This is a genomic window from Dyella soli, assembly GCF_054482295.1.
The window spans coordinates 832,980-847,230 of the sequence record NZ_JBTFFU010000001.1 but is presented as its reverse complement, the minus strand read 5'-3'; the positions used below and the strand labels follow the sequence as shown (position 1 = coordinate 847,230).

Genomic DNA, 14,251 nt, shown 5'->3' with positions numbered 1-14,251 from the left:
GTTGCGCTGTGCGTGCCCGGCCCAGCCCGTCCTTCCGGCACCGGACCTGGCGAGAGGAACTTCATGTCATTTTCGTGGTGCTGACCCATCCAGGGCCACGGCGACGAGACGCCGTCGCGTGACGGCGTGGCCTTTCAGGCGACCCCGACGACCAGGGTGAAGGTCTGCAGAAAATGGAAGTCGGACCGGCGGAGCGCATAGCCGGGATCCAGCGGGTCGCACAGCCTGGCCAGCTCGGCATGGTCGGCGTCCGACAGGTACGGCCTCAGCCGCTCACCCCACGTGGCCCGGAAGATTGCTTCGAGCAGGTAGTTTTCGTCGTCAGTGCCGACGGGTGACACGCGTTCGATAATGAATGTCCGTGCCCGTACATCCTTCAGGCCAGCTCGCCGCAGCCTGCCTACCAGGGCGCGCACGGCGGTCAGGTCGCGTTCGTCCAGGGCGTAGCGGTCGCGGTAGTACTGACGGACGGCTTCATTGGTCAGTCGCTCGAGCCGCGAATCCCACGCGAAATACATGTCGGGCAGCAAGGAGCTTTGCCCCAGGGCCAGGCGTCCGCCTGGTCGCAAGAGCGCTGCCAGTGTCGCCAGGCCGGCGTCGGGATCGCGCAGGTGGTTGATGGTGTTGACGGACCAGACCAGGTCGAAACACCGGGCCGGCAAGGGTAGCCTGTCCAGGTCGGCCTGGATCACCAGCGCGTCGGCCGGCGCCTGTGCACGTGCCGCAGCGACGTGGGCCGAGGAAAGATCCAGGCCGGTGACCGTGCCTTCGTCGCCCACGGCATCGCGCAACCACTGCAGTGCTTCGCCGGTGCCGCAGCCCGCATCCAGCACGTGCGCGCCAGGTTCCAGCTGCAGGCTGGCGATTGCCTTGCGCAACTCCGGCGCCGCAAACCGGTTGAACAGCGACAGCTTCGGCGCATAGTCCCGATGCTTCGTGTCGCCCAGCAATCCTGAAACGTTCTTTTGCTTATCCACGCCTGGCGCTCGCAACTGGGGTCGGCCGCAGCATCACGGAACCGGGCCAGTCTAGGTGGACGATGGACCGGCGCTCAAGCCGGCCCGGCGGTGATGCCGGGCCAGCACCGGTTCCGGTGGGCATCGCGTCGCCGCATGGACGGCCGTCGGTGCCGAAGTGGCGCCGCACCCACCGATTCCACCGCGGCGCGGAAGAATGTCTGCCGACCCGCAGGGCTTCGCCAATCGATCGTGCGCGCCTAGATTTACGGCTGTCGGCGCGGCTGGCCCGAGAGCCATCACGCAGATATTCCCCCTATCCCCGGAGTACACGTTTCATGAGCAATCAGCAGAAAGTCGCCATCGTCACCGGCGCATCCCAGGGCATCGGCGCAGGCCTCGTCAAGGCCTTCCGTGACCGCAATTATCGCGTCATCGCCAATTCCCGCTCCATCAAGCCGTCCAGCGATCCCGACGTGATCGCCGTAGCCGGCGACATTGCCGACCGCGCCGTGGCCGAGCGCCTGGTGAAGGAAGCCCTGAGCCGCTTCGGTCGCATCGACACGCTGGTCAACAACGCGGGCATCTTCACCGCCAAGCCTTTCACGGACTTCACTCAAGACGACTACGCCAAGAATCTGTCGGTCAACCTCAATGGTTTCTTCCATGTGACGCAACTGGCCATCGCCGAGATGGAGAAGCAGGGCAGCGGCCACGTGGTGAGCATCACCAGCAGCCTGACGGATCATGCGATCGATGGCGTGCCGTCGGTGCTGGCCTCGCTTACCAAGGGTGGCCTCAATGCCGCCACCAAGTCGCTGGCCATCGAGTACGCCAAGCGCGGCGTGCGCGTGAACGCGGTGTCGCCGGGCGTGATCAAGACGCCGATGCATGGTCCGGAAACGCATGCCGGGCTCGCGAGCCTGCACCCGGTGGGTCGCATGGGCGAGATCGGCGATATCGTGGACGCGGTGATCTATCTCGACAACGCGGGTTTCGTCACGGGCGAGATCCTGCATGTCGATGGTGGCCAGAGCGCCGGCCACTGATGCGGAACGGGGTGGGCGCCACGCTCACCCCGTCGCCCCGGAAGAAACAGTCCCGCCCTTCGTCGACACCATGGTCACCCGCGAGGGCATGGCGCCTTGTCGCGATGCGACGACGGCGGATCCGTGAGGCGCCTGGCGCGGGATGCCTGTGATCCTGGGCGACCGGGCGACACGTTGGGGCCCTCATGCGTGGCTGGATTCCGGGATACAGCGCACAGGGTGCGGCCAGCTGGATCCCTGTCGTGATACGTAATGGATGGAACGCCTCCAATGAACGAGCATCGTGCGCGCCGTGGTGAAGCATCCGGCGCATTGAACACTTCGACCAGCCGCGCGGCGATTTCGGGTTTTTGCGCCAGCCTGGTCGGCATCGGACTGGCCCGCTTCGCTTATACACCGCTCCTGCCTGCCATCATCGATGCGCACTGGTTTGACGCTTCGAGTGCGGCCTATCTTGGCGCGGCAAACCTTGCGGGTTATCTCGCTGGCGCCTTGCTCGCGCGCCCGTTGAGCAGGGTGGTGTCGGTCGTAGGTTCGATCAGGTCGATGATGGTCATGGCGTCGATGGCGCTGATGGCCTGTGCCTGGCCCGTGTCCTTCAGCTGGTTCTTCTTCTGGCGGTTTGTCTCGGGTTTTGCCGGCGGCGGGTTGATGGTGATCGCCGCGCCAACCATCCTTCCGCACGTGCCCGTGGCGCGGCGAGGGCTGGTCGGTGGCGTCATCTTCATGGGCATCGGCGCCGGCATCGCTGCCTCCGGCACACTCATACCGCTGCTGCTGCAGCAGGGACTCGCAACGACCTGGCTTGGCCTTGGGGCGTTGGCGCTGGCCCTTACGGTGGTGGCCTGGCGCGGGTGGCCTTCGGAACATGGCGTCGCGCCTCCCGATGCACCGGTGACGCACGCGCGGGGTCCGGAACCGATCGCGTTGCGCGCGCTGTACATCGAGTACGCGCTAAACGCGGCCGGGCTGGTGCCACACATGATCTTCCTGGTGGATTTCGTGGCGCATGGGCTGGGGCAGGGCGTGCAGGTGGGCTCGGAGTTTTGGGTGCTGTTTGGGCTAGGGGCGCTGGTGGGCCCGGTGCTTACCGGGCACCTCGCCGATCGCACGGGTTTTGGTCCCGCCTTGCGCCTGGCGTATTTCATCGAAGCCGGGGCGGTGGTCTTGCCAGCGTTCGGACTGGATGGTGGCTGGCTGATGCTCTCCGCTGTGGTCGTTGGCGCCTTTACGCCAGGCATCGTGCCCTTGACGCTGGGGCGCATCCATGAACTTGTTCCGCATCAACCCGCGGCGCAGAAAGCAGCATGGGGTACGGCCACCACGAGTTTCGCGGTCCTGCAGGCAATCGCTGCGTATCTGATGTCTTGTCTGTTCGCCCACCGTGGTGCTGACTACCAGGCGATCTTCCTGATCGGCACGGCGGCGTTGAGTCTGGCACTGGCTCTCGACCTGGTGGTGGGTGTCACCGTACGGGGCAAACGATGAGCCCAGGGGTCAACAGCCGTGCTGGCATTCCCGTTGATCCAGGCCAGGATGCCAGGTGGTCCATGCGCGCCAAGTGATGTGATTGGGGGTCGCTTGCCATATAACCAGCCCGGTGGAAAATGCGCTGTCCCAGTGCTGCTCACTCGAGCTGGCCAGTCAGGCAGCGCTGCTTCTCGGGTGGCGCCCATACGGAACGGGCAAGCACCGTCTGCCGGAGCCTGGCATGCAGGCTGCGCACACACTCAGCGGGGCACGCATGTTCAAGCTGTCGCTTTGCATCGTGATCTGGGTGCTTGCCACCATGGGCAGCACGGCCGCACCAGTTACTCCTCCACTGGAGTTGGTCGTGCTGGGATCGGGTGGCCCAGGGGCGACAGGTCGCGCCGGCGCTGGATACATGGTGCTCGTTGATGGCGACCCCCGCATTCTGGTCGATGCCGGGCCGGGGACGTTTGCCCGCGTGGGCGAAGCGAAGCTGCCATTGGCCAAGACGGATATCGTCTTGCTGACACACCTGCACATCGATCACACCGGCGAGTTGCCCGGGATGTTCAAGGCGCGTGCGATCTCGAGCAACGCCCCGGTGAAGTTCAGCGTCTTCGGTCCGACCGGCCATCATGGCGAAGGCGACGAGGCCACTTTTCCGTCCACCAGCCGCTATATCGATCTGCTATTCGGCCCCGATGGTGCCTACAGTTACCTGCATGATTTTGCGGCGCCGATGACCATCCATGCGACGGACATCGATGCCTCTGGGAATGCCCCCACGGTGCCAGTGGTCATTTATTCGGAGCGCGGATTGAGCATCCGTGCACTGGCCGGCCATCATGGCGATGCGCCGGCAGTGATCTACCGCATCGACTATCGCGACCAGAGCATCACCTTCAGTGGCGACATCGATGCCAAGGGGATCGACAACCTGCGCCGCCTGGCCGCTGGCACCCGTCTGCTGGTTTTCAATTGCGTGGTCCTTGACCCGCCCGGTTCGCGCCCGCTGCTCTATACCCTGCACACGCCCCCGAGGACGATTGGCGCAGTGGCGGCCGGGAGCGGAATCCACAAGCTGCTGCTCAGTCACTTGTCGCCATCGATCGATGAAAACGAGGAGAGCGTCGAGGCATCCATTCGCAAGAACTACAAGGGCGAGATCGTATTTGCCAAGGACGGCATGCGACTGCAGCCCTAGCACGGGCAATGCGGGGTGCAGCCACCTTCGGTGCGCGACGGAAGGATGGCGCCGGACTCCGCGCCATCCTGACGATTCACTTTTGTTCCGCCTCACGCCGCTTGCGTAGTTCAGGCACGGGCAGTCCACCCCAGCCCCAGTTCTCAAGCTCCACCTCCTCGATCACCACGAAGGTGGAATCGAAGGGCTTCTTCAGCACGTCCAGCAAGACCTCGCTGACGCCCTTGATCACGGCGGCTTTTTCTTCGGCGGTGGCCGCGTCGCGACCCGGACCGGTACCCTCGCGGGTGATTTGGATGTTGACCATCGGCATGACACTCTCCTCGATGAGTTCGGGGGTGGGCGCGGCGCCCACCCCCTTGCTGGACTTAGTGACCGGCGCTCTGGCCGCCGTCGACGTGCAGGATTTCACCCGTCACGAAACGGGCTTCGTCAAGAAAGAGCACGGCGTCGACGATGTCCGCGATCTCGCCCATGTGGCCGACGGGGTGCAGGCTGGCGAGAACGTCGTGGGTTTCCGGTGCATGCAGCGGGGTCTTGATCACGCCCGGGGACACGGCATTGACGCGCACGCCACGCTTGGCGTACTCGATGGCCATCGACTTCGTCGCGGCGTTGAGGCCACCCTTGGTCATCGAGGCAAGCACCGAGGGCACGCCATCAATGGCGTGATCGACCAGGCTGCTGGTAATGCTGACCACATGGCCACTGCGCTGCTTTTCCATCTCGGCGACAGCGAGCTGGGTGATATGGAAGAAGCCCGTGAGATTCACGGCGATGTTGTTGGCGTAATCCTGCGTCGTGTAGGTGGTGAAGGGTTTGGCGGTGAAGATGCCGGCATTGTTGACCAAGGTATCGACGCGACCGAAGCGCGAAAGGGCCTCGACCATGATGCGCTCCGCCACGGCGCGATCGGCGATGTCACCGGCCACAGTGATCACGTCCGGATCGTTGGACGGCTTGATGGAGCGGGAGTTGGCAACGACGCGGTAATTGCGGTCGCGGAAGGCCCTGACGAGGCCGGCGCCGATGCCCTGGGATGCGCCCGTGATGATGGCGACTTTCTGCTGCTTGTTCATGGTCTGATTCTCTCGGAGAAGGAAGGGGCTGGATCGTGCAAGGAGCGGCATTGCTTTGGGATCAGTCGGGTTTGCTTGAAGGCTCCGGCCGCATCGGGGCGGTTCGCGAACGCTTGACCGGTGTACTCAGGAAACCCTCCTGATGTATCGCGGGTGTGTCTGCACACCCGACAAAACGCGTGGAATTGTGTAAGCCGTGTCGCTGGATACGTTCTGATGCAAAGATCAGGAGCGACCATGGATTCCTGTGGGACGCGGGGTGATCCGGCGGCGCGCATCGACGACAGCGCCGTCGTTGGCAGCGGCCGAATCCTGGTCGCGAATGTTTGCGACCGTGGCGGAAAGTGCTGGTGCCACGCATCGTGGCATTCGCTTCCACGCCCGAGCGTTTGGACGGGATCAGGGGCGAACGGGCCTTTAACCCAGGCACTTATGGCAGCGGGCACAGGACATGGGCCCGCCACCACGAGGCCTTCGATCACTTCGCGGGATCGTCGAGCAAGCCCGTGTAATGCGGAAGGTTCACTTCGACGTCGGGCTTGGTCTGCAAGCCGAGCTTCATCAACTGCTGGATGCGAGCCTGCGCTTGCGGGCGTTGCACCGAAGTAATGAACGAATCCCACTCGCCACCAAGCTCCTTGTCCGGAGGCAGGCTGACGATGTCCACGCGCTGCTTGATGTCGGCAAGGGTCTGCTTGTCGAACCTGGAGATGCGACGAGCGAGGTTGTCGACAAACCCGTCCAGCTCCGCGTCGGGGAAGGCGCGGTTCACGTAGCCATAACGCTCGGCGAGTTCGCCATTGATGTCATCGCCGCTGAGCAGCACTTCGAGCGCACGTCCCCGACCGATCAGGCGAGGCAGGCGAGCCATCGGGCCGCCACCCGGCGTGAAGCCGGCACCGATTTCGAACTGCGAGAGCACGGCTTTTTCGCGGCTGGCAAAGCGCATGTCGCTCGCGAGGGCGAGCTCGCTGCCGACGCCCGTGGCCCGACCGCGGATCAGCGCAATCGACACGACGGGTGCGCGGCTCAGGCGGGCCAGCATATCGGGGAGCGGCGGAAGTCCCGTGCGGCCCGGCGCCATGCTGGTGGTATCCGAAAGGGGCGGAACAAAGTTGTAGTGCGTCAGGAAGAAGCCCGGCACCGCACTATCGAACACCACGACCTTGACGCGCGGGTCGGTCTCGATCTGGGTGATTGCGTCGTTGAGCTGTGGAATCGTTTCCGGCCCGAAGATGTTGTAGGGCGGATTGTCCATCGTGATGCGCCAGTATTCGGGCGTCACGCGCGTAATGCGCACTTCCTGCTTGTGGCTGGGGTGGGCGGCGTGTTCCGTCGCCGGCGGAGAGGGCGCCGATTCGGCGGCACTGGCAAGAGCGGGGAGAGTGGCGGCCATGGCGCCGGCAACCAGTGCGGCGGCGATTGGGTGGAGTTTCATCGGAAAGACTCTCTGGGTGATGGGATGGATGGAATGCTCCGCCTGCGCATGCGCGATGAGAATCGACGTGGCTCGAAAGCCACTGTTCCGCCGGGCGGAAGAATCCGGTCCCGCGCACCGCATGCGGAGGAGGGTCGTATTACTCGCGTGGAATGAGGCCGGGCCAGACGAGGCCTGCCGTGTTGCTTTTGGGCCTCGCAGGCGGGCGGGTCTGCAGGCATCGGCGTGCGTACTGGAGTGGTGTCATGCCAACGGCGCGGCGAAAGTGCCGGGTCAGATGACTCTGGTCGGCAAAGCCGATCTCGACGGCGATATCACTTATCCGCATGGCCCGCTGGCGAAGCAATGCCTTCGCCTGCTCCAGTCGTGCGTGCAGCAGGTATTCCATCGGGCTGTAGCCGGTGCTGCGTCGAAACAAGCGCGCAAAATGGAAGCGGCTCATGCAGGCAGCCTCGGCGATTTCCTGTAGCGTCACTTTCTCGCCCAGTCGCTGATGGATAGCGTCCATGACCCTGCACAGGGAGGGATGCGGCAGGCCGCGGTTCCGGACGGCAGCTAGTCCCGGCGGGATGTGGCCATCGGCGCCGCCCCTTTCATGGTGGTCGCCGGGGCGCCTGCTTGCGCCGTCGTGGTGTTTGGCATCCAGGTAAGTCACAGGTCCCGTCCGGTGAGTCCGGCGCGCAAGTGCGCCGTGGTCGTGTTCGATATCCACACAAATCGTCAGCCTGTGGCGGCTCGGGTCGCTCTTGCTTCCCTCAAGGCGTCAAGCTGGCCACCAGGCCGTGGTCACGAGCTGCTGGCCGGCGGGCTCAGGAAACCGTCATGACGTATCCCGGATGTGTCATCTGCGGCGACGGGCGCGGCGAAGTGTGTAAGCGGCAGCGTCGGATACGTTCGGATACAAAAAAAGGTGTCGGCCCTGCTGCCGGTTCCATGGATCGGCCATCCGATCGCGAAGAACGCGCAACGACGCCTGCGCTGCCGTGCGTCGCCGTCGACGCATGCGCACTGCTGTTCTATGGCCCCGGTCTGGCCGTGTCTATGTTGCGCGAACGACAACACACGGGAGTACCCCAATGGAACGCAGCATCATTCACACCGAGCATGCGCCTGCCGCGATCGGTCCATACAGCCAGGCCGTGAGATGCGGCAACACGGTTTACCTTTCGGGCCAGTTGCCCATCTGTCCGCAGACGAAGCGTCCGGTGAACGACACAGTCGAGGCCGAAATCCACCAGGTCTTTCGCAACCTGAGGGCAGTGGCGGAAGCCGCCGGCGGTGATCTGTCGCGCATGGTCAAGCTCAATGCCTACCTTACGGACCTTGCTGACTCGCCCACCCTCAACGCCATCATGGGCGAATACTTCACGGCGCCTTACCCCGCGCGCGCCGCCGTGCGTGTTGCCGGCCTGCCGCAGGGCTTGCGCATCGAGGTCGAAGGGATCCTGCTGCTTGACTGATGCCGCAGGCATCCCACTCACCCGGCTACCACGGCAACGCCGGCGCACGCATGGCACATACCCGTGCCTGCGTGTCGCCGGCCGCATCGAATCAATCAGAAGAAAACAGCGTGAGCAGGACCGTCGCGGAACCCTTCGTGGAGACATTCGAAGCGGGCGCCGTTGCGTGCGGCGTCCAGCCAGTCCACGGATCCGGCCCGGATGGCGCTCGGCATGTGAGCGTGTCGCGCCGTACTTCGGTGCGCTTTCGCGGTGCATGACCGTGCGTGGCCATGCATCGTCCCGCATGCATGGCCACGATTTCGAGACAAGCGGGAGAGTCAGGCTGGATCGGTCGCCACAATGCGCTCGCCACGCGCCTCGATATCCGCGCCGGCCAGCAGGCAGAGATCTTCCCTGAAGCGCGCGGACACGAGCTGCACACCGACGGGCGTACCGTTCGCGCTGCCGGTGGCGACCGCCAGGCCAGGCAAGCCGACCGCCGGGAACGCGCGCAACAGCAGTTGCGCGTCCCACACGCGCCGGAAGCCTTCGGGTCCCTGCAGATCCAGGTCGTCCGGGAAGGGGAGTTCTGCGGATACAGGTACCAGCAAGACGGGGTGGCGCGCGAAGAACAACTGCCATTCCCGGGCGGCAGTGGCGCGACGCACGAGAGCCTTGGCCACGGCGTCTGGGGCCAGCGCTGCCACATGGTCGCGCACGCCTTCGACGACGACCCGCGCACCAGGGTCGCCATCGCGTTCCACCGCGGCGACCAGATTGGCGAAGCCGTCTCCAAGCCATAGATGCTCCTGGATTTCGGCGGCTTCGGTGACCGACGGCGTGTCGTGGATTTCCTCGACCTGCCAGCCGGCATCCGTCAGCCGCTCGCGTGCATCCCACAGGGCTGCCTCCACCTCCGGAGCGATGGCCATGCCGCCCGGGCGCAGGCATAGCGCGGCGTGCCTTGGCATGGCCGGACCAATCAGCGGCAGGTGGATGTACCAGGGGTCGCGCAAGTCAGCGGCCGACATCACCGAGAGGCCTAGCGCGATGTCTTGTATCGTGCGCGCCATGGGGCCGGTGGCGGACATCAGTTGCGGTCCGATGCCGCGTTCGGGCGAGGATGCGTTGTAGGCAGGCACGCGGCCAAAGCTGGGGCGCAGCCCGTGGATACCGCAGGCGTAGGCGGGATGGCGCAGCGAGCCACCGATGTCGGTGCCCAATGCAATGCTGCCGACGCCAGACGCAACCGCTGCGGCGCCGCCCCCCGATGACCCGCCCGGCGTGAGCCGCGCATCGCGCGGGTTGAGTGTCTTGCCGTGTATGAGGTTGCTGGTGAACCAGCGCAACGCGAACGTCGGTGAGTTGCTGCGACCCAGCATCACGGCGCCGGCACGCAAAAGATGGTCGACTGCCGGGCTGTTGGAGCGGGCGATCAGTTGCTCCTGCAGGTGCGAGCCGTTGGTGGTGGCGTAGCCTTCCGCATCGGTGTTGATCTTCACCGTGACCGGCACGCCAGCGAGCGGCCCGGGGTTATCGCCACGGGACAGCGCCGCGTCGACCTGGTCCGCCTGCTGAAGCACCTCGTCAGGGCGACTCTCCACGATGGCGTTAATGCGTGGATTGACGGCATGGAGCCGTCGCAAGGCATCTTCGGCCACCTCCCGCGCGGACACCTCGCGTGAGCGGACCAGCCCGGCAAGTTCACTCGCCGACTTGCGCCAGAGTTCAGTCATGTTGCCTCCAGGAATGGCTTGATCAAACGAAAGAAGAACGGTTGATCAAACTTAGGAGGCACCTAACTCAGCTCATAGAACACCTGTGCGCATCGGCTCGCCAGGCTTCGTCTCCATCTGCATGGCTATTTCCCCGGAGAAAGTCTTTCGAGGAAATCCATTTCCAGTTCACCCTCATAGGTCTCGGCTCCGACCTTCAAGGCTTCCTGCACGCGGGCCTGCGACACCTCGCTGGCGACGCTCAGATCGGACTCATGGGCTTCGACCAGCAGCCCCTCTGCCAGGGAGCCGAAGGTTCCCCTGTCTACAGCCGCCTTGGCGTGGGCGATGGCATGCGCCGGAAACGAGGCGATGCGGTGCGCAAGCTTTTCGACAAACGGCGTCAACTCGTCCGCTGGCAATGCCCGGTTGATATAGCCATAGAGCTCGGCCAGTTCAGCCGGGAAGTCATTGCAACCCAGGAGCACCTCCAGCGCGCGAGCCCGGCCCATGACGCGCGGCAAACGTTGCGTGGCGCCGCCGCCAGGGACAAGGCCCACCGCCACCTCCGGATGGCCAAAGACTGCTTTCCCTGACGCGGCAAAACACATGTCCGCAGCCAGCGCGATCTCGCTTCCGCCGCCCCGGCATCGGCCTTCGATTTTGGCGATCGTTACCTTGGCCATGTTCCTGAAGCGCTCACCGATCATCTGCGTAACGCGAAAGCTGCGCGTGTGCGACACGAATTTGGAAGCCGCGCCAACCCTGCCCAGGCCAGAGTGTGCAATGAAGAAATCGGGCAGGGCGCTCTGCAGGACGATCACCCGGACGTTCGGGTCGAGTTCGAGCTCCCTGCCGAGCCTGTCGAATTCCGGGGACAGCACTTCGTCAAGTAGATTGATCGGCGGATGATTGATGCTGACGAAGGCCACTCCGGCATCGAACGAAATCTGAAAACACTGGTAATCGCCATATGGCATGGCTTGGCTCCTTTTTCGTGATCGTCCCGGTCATGCCCGGCTTCCGCAGTAACCGCGTCTTCCGACTTCCATGGCCTGGTACGGCAAGGCGAGGTCTGGATGGACTTGCGAGCTGCCGTCAGTGCGCCTCCGGACGACTCAGTTCCTCGAGCAGAAAGACAAACGACTCATACGGTCGCCCGGTCGCATGCCGAAGGCCCATCTCACAGGTCCGGTTTGCCGAGATATAAGCCTCGGCCGGGTTTGCATCGACAATGGCCTTGACCTCGAGGGTCGGCAGCCACTGTGTCGATGATCGTGCCGGAGGCTGTCACGAACGTCATCGCCGCGGCGGTCTGATACGCGTCGTTCTTGACCGTGCAGCGCACGTCACCGGAGTTGTTGGCCGGCACGTCGCCGATCGTGCCATCGATCAGGGAGGCAGACACCGCGTCGCTCATGGGCGGCCCATTGCTCCGCCCTATGCGCGCAGGGGTCACGGAAAACAGTTTTCTCATGGCGGTGCATCCCCTGCTGAATCGCGCTGGACGGGATTGCTCAGGACACCCATCCGCTCGATCTCCACTTCGAAGACATCGCCCGGCTGCATGAAGACCGGTGGTTTCCGCGTGGCTCCGATGCCGCCAGGCGTCCCGGTGATGATCACGTCGCCCGGCTCAAGACTGATCGCGACGCTGATCATGTCGATCAGTGCGGGGACATCGAAGATGAGCAGCTCGGTCGACGAGTCCTGCATCACCTGACCGTTCAGGCGGCCCTGGATGCGCAGGCCGCGGGCGCCCGGTGGCAGGGCGTCGGGCGTCACCAGCCAGGGGCCGAACGCCCCGGTTCCGTCGAAATTCTTGCCCATCGTCCATTGCGGCGTACGCATCTGAAAGTCGCGGATCGTCGCATCGTTGAACAGGGAGTAGCCCGCCACGTGGTCGAGGGCGCTCTGGCGGCTGATGCGGCGGCCGCCCTTGCCGATCACCACGGCAAGCTCCGACTCAAAGTCCAGCGCGGGCGATTCGGGTGGGAGGCGGATGGGTTCGCCGTGCGCGATCAGGCTTGTCGCGAAGCGCGCGAAGATTTCCGGATAGACGGGTTTCTGGAGGCCGCTTTCCTCGAGGTGGTCATCGTAGTTCAGGCCGACGCAGAGGATCTTCGGTGGCGTTGGTACCGGAGGCAGCAGCCGGACTGCGCTCAGATCGATGGCGCGCTCGGGAAGGAGTTCCCTGCCTATGCGCAGCAGATCCGCGCCTTGCGCAATGAGTGCCGGCAGCATGCCTGGAAATCCGTCTTCGTGCTCGACCAGGCCGTGCCAGCCCGAGCCTTCATCGGCCGCAATGCCGGCGACGCCACCCATCTCGAAATGGACGAGGCGCATGGGCTTCTCCTTTTGAGGCGGTGATTGAGAAGAGCGTCGTTTCCGCTCGGTGCTGCGAGGCTGGGGTCGAAACGATGGCGCCACCCATGGGGCCGCCCAACGTGTTGGATGTCCGCGAGCCGCAGATCGGATCGAATGCGTGTCGCGAGGCGGGACGCGATTCGATGTGCGCGGACAATCGACCGGGCAGGGCGGAGGCGCTTGCCATCGTGGGTTTCCTCGCGGCCCTCGCGTGGCCGCGGCATGGAAGAAGCTCGTCAACCCACGCTAGCGCAGCCCGGAACCGCTTGATTGTACGCAATGGCCTCGCTATGTATAAAAAACAGGCGGCTCGGCAGGAGACCCCGGAACGAGCCGGAACGAGCTCCGGTTCCGGCCCGCCGAGGTGGGCGACGGAAGTGGCGAAAGCGAGCCTGAGCCCGCGTCCGCCATGGCCCGGAGCCCATTAGCCAGTCAGGCGCCGAGGTGTGCCGAGGTGGTCAACACGATCTTGCCAAAGTGCACGCCCGAGTCGATCAGCTCGTGGGCTCCGCTGGCGTGTTCGAGCGCGAAGGAGCGATAGACCTGCGGCTTGAACTGCCCTGCATCGATGAGCGGCCAGACTTGCGCCTCCAGCTCGGCAATGATGGCGGCCTTCTCCTGGTAAGTACGCGAGCGCAGCGTCGAGCCAACGAGGGTGAGGCGCTTCGACATCAGCGGGAACAGGTCGAGCTCCTTGGCCGGGCCCTTGAGCACGCTCACCTGGACGATACGTCCATTCAGCGCCGCGGCCTGGAAGTTTCGCGCCACGTAGTCTCCCGCAATGATGTCGAGGATCACGTCCACGCCCTTGCCATGGGTGAACTCTTCAACCTTCGTGACGAAATCCTCTTCAAGAAAATGGATCGCGTGATCTGCGCCAAGCAACAGACTCGCCTCGCGATGCGCCTCGGAGCCCACGGTGGTGATGATCTTCGATGCCCCCATGGCCTTCGCAATCATGGTCGCGGTGGTGCCGATGCCGGAGGCGCCGCCGTGAATCAACACCGATTCACCCGCCTGCAGCTTGCCGCGCTGGATCAGGTTCATCCATACCGTCATCAGCGTTTCCAGCATCGCCGCGGCCTCCGTCATGCCGAGGCCGGCCGGCAGCTTCATGGTGACGTTCTGATTGGCTACCGCATACTCCGCGTAGCCGCCTCCCGTGACGAGCGCACAGACCAGATCGCCGCGCTTGAACCGCTGCACGGCCGAACCTGCCGCGACGACCTCACCGGCGATTTCGAGCCCCGGTATGTCGGATGCGCCCGGCGGGGGTGCGTACAGGCCCTTGCGCTGGAATACGTCGGGTCCGTTCACGCCCGCGGCATGGACCCGGATCAGCACTTCGTCCGCGCCGGGCTGCGGCACCTGCCGCTGCGCCGGGACCAGCACTTCAGGGCCGCCGGGGCGGCTGATTTCAATCGCCGTCATGGTTGCCGGCACGGATGAGAGAGCGTCGAACATGGGGAGCCTCGCGACTAGCTGAGTGATTGTTGCCAGGCAAAAGCATATGCTTGCCTGGCGATGAATT

At 64.5% G+C, this 14,251-nt stretch carries 14 protein-coding genes; 4 read left to right on the top strand and 10 right to left on the bottom strand.

The genetic code is table 11. The features are described from left to right. Positions 1-134: 134 nt before the first annotated feature. Positions 135-977 (bottom strand): class I SAM-dependent methyltransferase, encoded by an 843-nt coding sequence (locus ACXU4B_RS04010; RefSeq protein WP_165583136.1) that lies wholly within the window; start codon positions 975-977, stop codon positions 135-137. Between the two features lie 317 nt (positions 978-1,294). Between ACXU4B_RS04010 and ACXU4B_RS04005 the strand changes: the two genes are divergently transcribed. From ACXU4B_RS04005 to ACXU4B_RS03995, 3 genes are all read left to right on the top strand, one after another. Next, positions 1,295-2,005, top strand: a complete 711-nt coding sequence (locus tag ACXU4B_RS04005; RefSeq protein WP_131407976.1) for an SDR family NAD(P)-dependent oxidoreductase — start codon at positions 1,295-1,297, stop codon at positions 2,003-2,005. Positions 2,006-2,275: 270 nt separating this feature from the next. After that, entirely contained in the window at positions 2,276-3,493 is a 1,218-nt protein-coding gene (locus ACXU4B_RS04000) for a YbfB/YjiJ family MFS transporter (RefSeq protein ID WP_131407974.1), read from the top strand. A gap of 256 nt (positions 3,494-3,749) precedes the next feature. Further along, positions 3,750-4,679, top strand: a complete 930-nt coding sequence (locus ACXU4B_RS03995) for an MBL fold metallo-hydrolase (RefSeq protein ID WP_131410331.1) — start codon at positions 3,750-3,752, stop codon at positions 4,677-4,679. A 76-nt stretch (positions 4,680-4,755) separates the two neighbouring features. On the opposite strand, the gene ACXU4B_RS03990 is transcribed toward ACXU4B_RS03995, so the two are convergent. From ACXU4B_RS03990 to ACXU4B_RS03975, 4 genes are all read right to left on the bottom strand, one after another. Further along, the gene (locus tag ACXU4B_RS03990; RefSeq protein WP_131407972.1) at positions 4,756-4,992 is read right to left on the bottom strand and encodes a tautomerase family protein; all 237 of its coding nucleotides are present in this window, start codon (positions 4,990-4,992) and stop codon (positions 4,756-4,758) included. Between the two features lie 55 nt (positions 4,993-5,047). After that, a complete protein-coding gene (locus ACXU4B_RS03985; RefSeq protein WP_131407970.1) occupies positions 5,048-5,758 on the bottom strand; it encodes an SDR family NAD(P)-dependent oxidoreductase in 711 nt (236 codons plus the stop codon). A gap of 478 nt (positions 5,759-6,236) precedes the next feature. Next, positions 6,237-7,196, bottom strand: coding sequence for an enoyl-CoA hydratase/isomerase family protein (locus ACXU4B_RS03980; protein ID WP_131407968.1), 960 nt, complete (start codon positions 7,194-7,196; stop codon positions 6,237-6,239). A 139-nt stretch (positions 7,197-7,335) separates the two neighbouring features. Then, the gene (locus ACXU4B_RS03975) at positions 7,336-7,851 is read right to left on the bottom strand and encodes a helix-turn-helix domain-containing protein (RefSeq protein WP_458910839.1); all 516 of its coding nucleotides are present in this window, start codon (positions 7,849-7,851) and stop codon (positions 7,336-7,338) included. Positions 7,852-8,272: 421 nt separating this feature from the next. Between ACXU4B_RS03975 and ACXU4B_RS03970 the strand changes: the two genes are divergently transcribed. Further along, a complete protein-coding gene (locus tag ACXU4B_RS03970; protein WP_131407964.1) occupies positions 8,273-8,656 on the top strand; it encodes a RidA family protein in 384 nt (127 codons plus the stop codon). A 320-nt stretch (positions 8,657-8,976) separates the two neighbouring features. On the opposite strand, the gene ACXU4B_RS03965 is transcribed toward ACXU4B_RS03970, so the two are convergent. From ACXU4B_RS03965 to ACXU4B_RS03945, 5 genes are all read right to left on the bottom strand, one after another. Then, the gene (locus ACXU4B_RS03965; RefSeq protein ID WP_131407962.1) at positions 8,977-10,374 is read right to left on the bottom strand and encodes an amidase family protein; all 1,398 of its coding nucleotides are present in this window, start codon (positions 10,372-10,374) and stop codon (positions 8,977-8,979) included. 125 nt (positions 10,375-10,499) lie between these two features. Continuing rightward, complete coding sequence (locus ACXU4B_RS03960; RefSeq protein ID WP_131407960.1) at positions 10,500-11,333, bottom strand: enoyl-CoA hydratase/isomerase family protein; 834 nt, start codon at positions 11,331-11,333, stop codon at positions 10,500-10,502. A 203-nt stretch (positions 11,334-11,536) separates the two neighbouring features. Beyond that, positions 11,537-11,773, bottom strand: a complete 237-nt coding sequence (locus ACXU4B_RS03955) for a hypothetical protein (RefSeq protein WP_131407957.1) — start codon at positions 11,771-11,773, stop codon at positions 11,537-11,539. A 53-nt stretch (positions 11,774-11,826) separates the two neighbouring features. Next, entirely contained in the window at positions 11,827-12,699 is an 873-nt protein-coding gene (locus ACXU4B_RS03950) for a fumarylacetoacetate hydrolase family protein (protein ID WP_131407955.1), read from the bottom strand. A gap of 453 nt (positions 12,700-13,152) precedes the next feature. Next, positions 13,153-14,184 (bottom strand): NAD(P)H-quinone oxidoreductase, encoded by a 1,032-nt coding sequence (locus tag ACXU4B_RS03945; RefSeq protein WP_458910838.1) that lies wholly within the window; start codon positions 14,182-14,184, stop codon positions 13,153-13,155. Positions 14,185-14,251: the final 67 nt, after the last annotated feature.

Coding starts and splice junctions, on each gene's coding strand:
- ACXU4B_RS04005 (WP_131407976.1), top strand. CDS start 1,295: ATGAGCAATCAGCAGAAAGTCGCCATCGTCACCGGCGCATCCCAGGGC.
- ACXU4B_RS04000 (WP_131407974.1), top strand. CDS start 2,276: ATGAACGAGCATCGTGCGCGCCGTGGTGAAGCATCCGGCGCATTGAAC.
- ACXU4B_RS03995 (WP_131410331.1), top strand. CDS start 3,750: ATGTTCAAGCTGTCGCTTTGCATCGTGATCTGGGTGCTTGCCACCATG.
- ACXU4B_RS03990 (WP_131407972.1), bottom strand. CDS start 4,992: ATGCCGATGGTCAACATCCAAATCACCCGCGAGGGTACCGGTCCGGGT.
- ACXU4B_RS03985 (WP_131407970.1), bottom strand. CDS start 5,758: ATGAACAAGCAGCAGAAAGTCGCCATCATCACGGGCGCATCCCAGGGC.
- ACXU4B_RS03980 (WP_131407968.1), bottom strand. CDS start 7,196: ATGAAACTCCACCCAATCGCCGCCGCACTGGTTGCCGGCGCCATGGCC.
- ACXU4B_RS03970 (WP_131407964.1), top strand. CDS start 8,273: ATGGAACGCAGCATCATTCACACCGAGCATGCGCCTGCCGCGATCGGT.
- ACXU4B_RS03965 (WP_131407962.1), bottom strand. CDS start 10,374: ATGACTGAACTCTGGCGCAAGTCGGCGAGTGAACTTGCCGGGCTGGTC.
- ACXU4B_RS03960 (WP_131407960.1), bottom strand. CDS start 11,333: ATGCCATATGGCGATTACCAGTGTTTTCAGATTTCGTTCGATGCCGGA.
- ACXU4B_RS03955 (WP_131407957.1), bottom strand. CDS start 11,773: ATGAGCGACGCGGTGTCTGCCTCCCTGATCGATGGCACGATCGGCGAC.
- ACXU4B_RS03950 (WP_131407955.1), bottom strand. CDS start 12,699: ATGCGCCTCGTCCATTTCGAGATGGGTGGCGTCGCCGGCATTGCGGCC.
- ACXU4B_RS03945 (WP_458910838.1), bottom strand. CDS start 14,184: ATGTTCGACGCTCTCTCATCCGTGCCGGCAACCATGACGGCGATTGAA.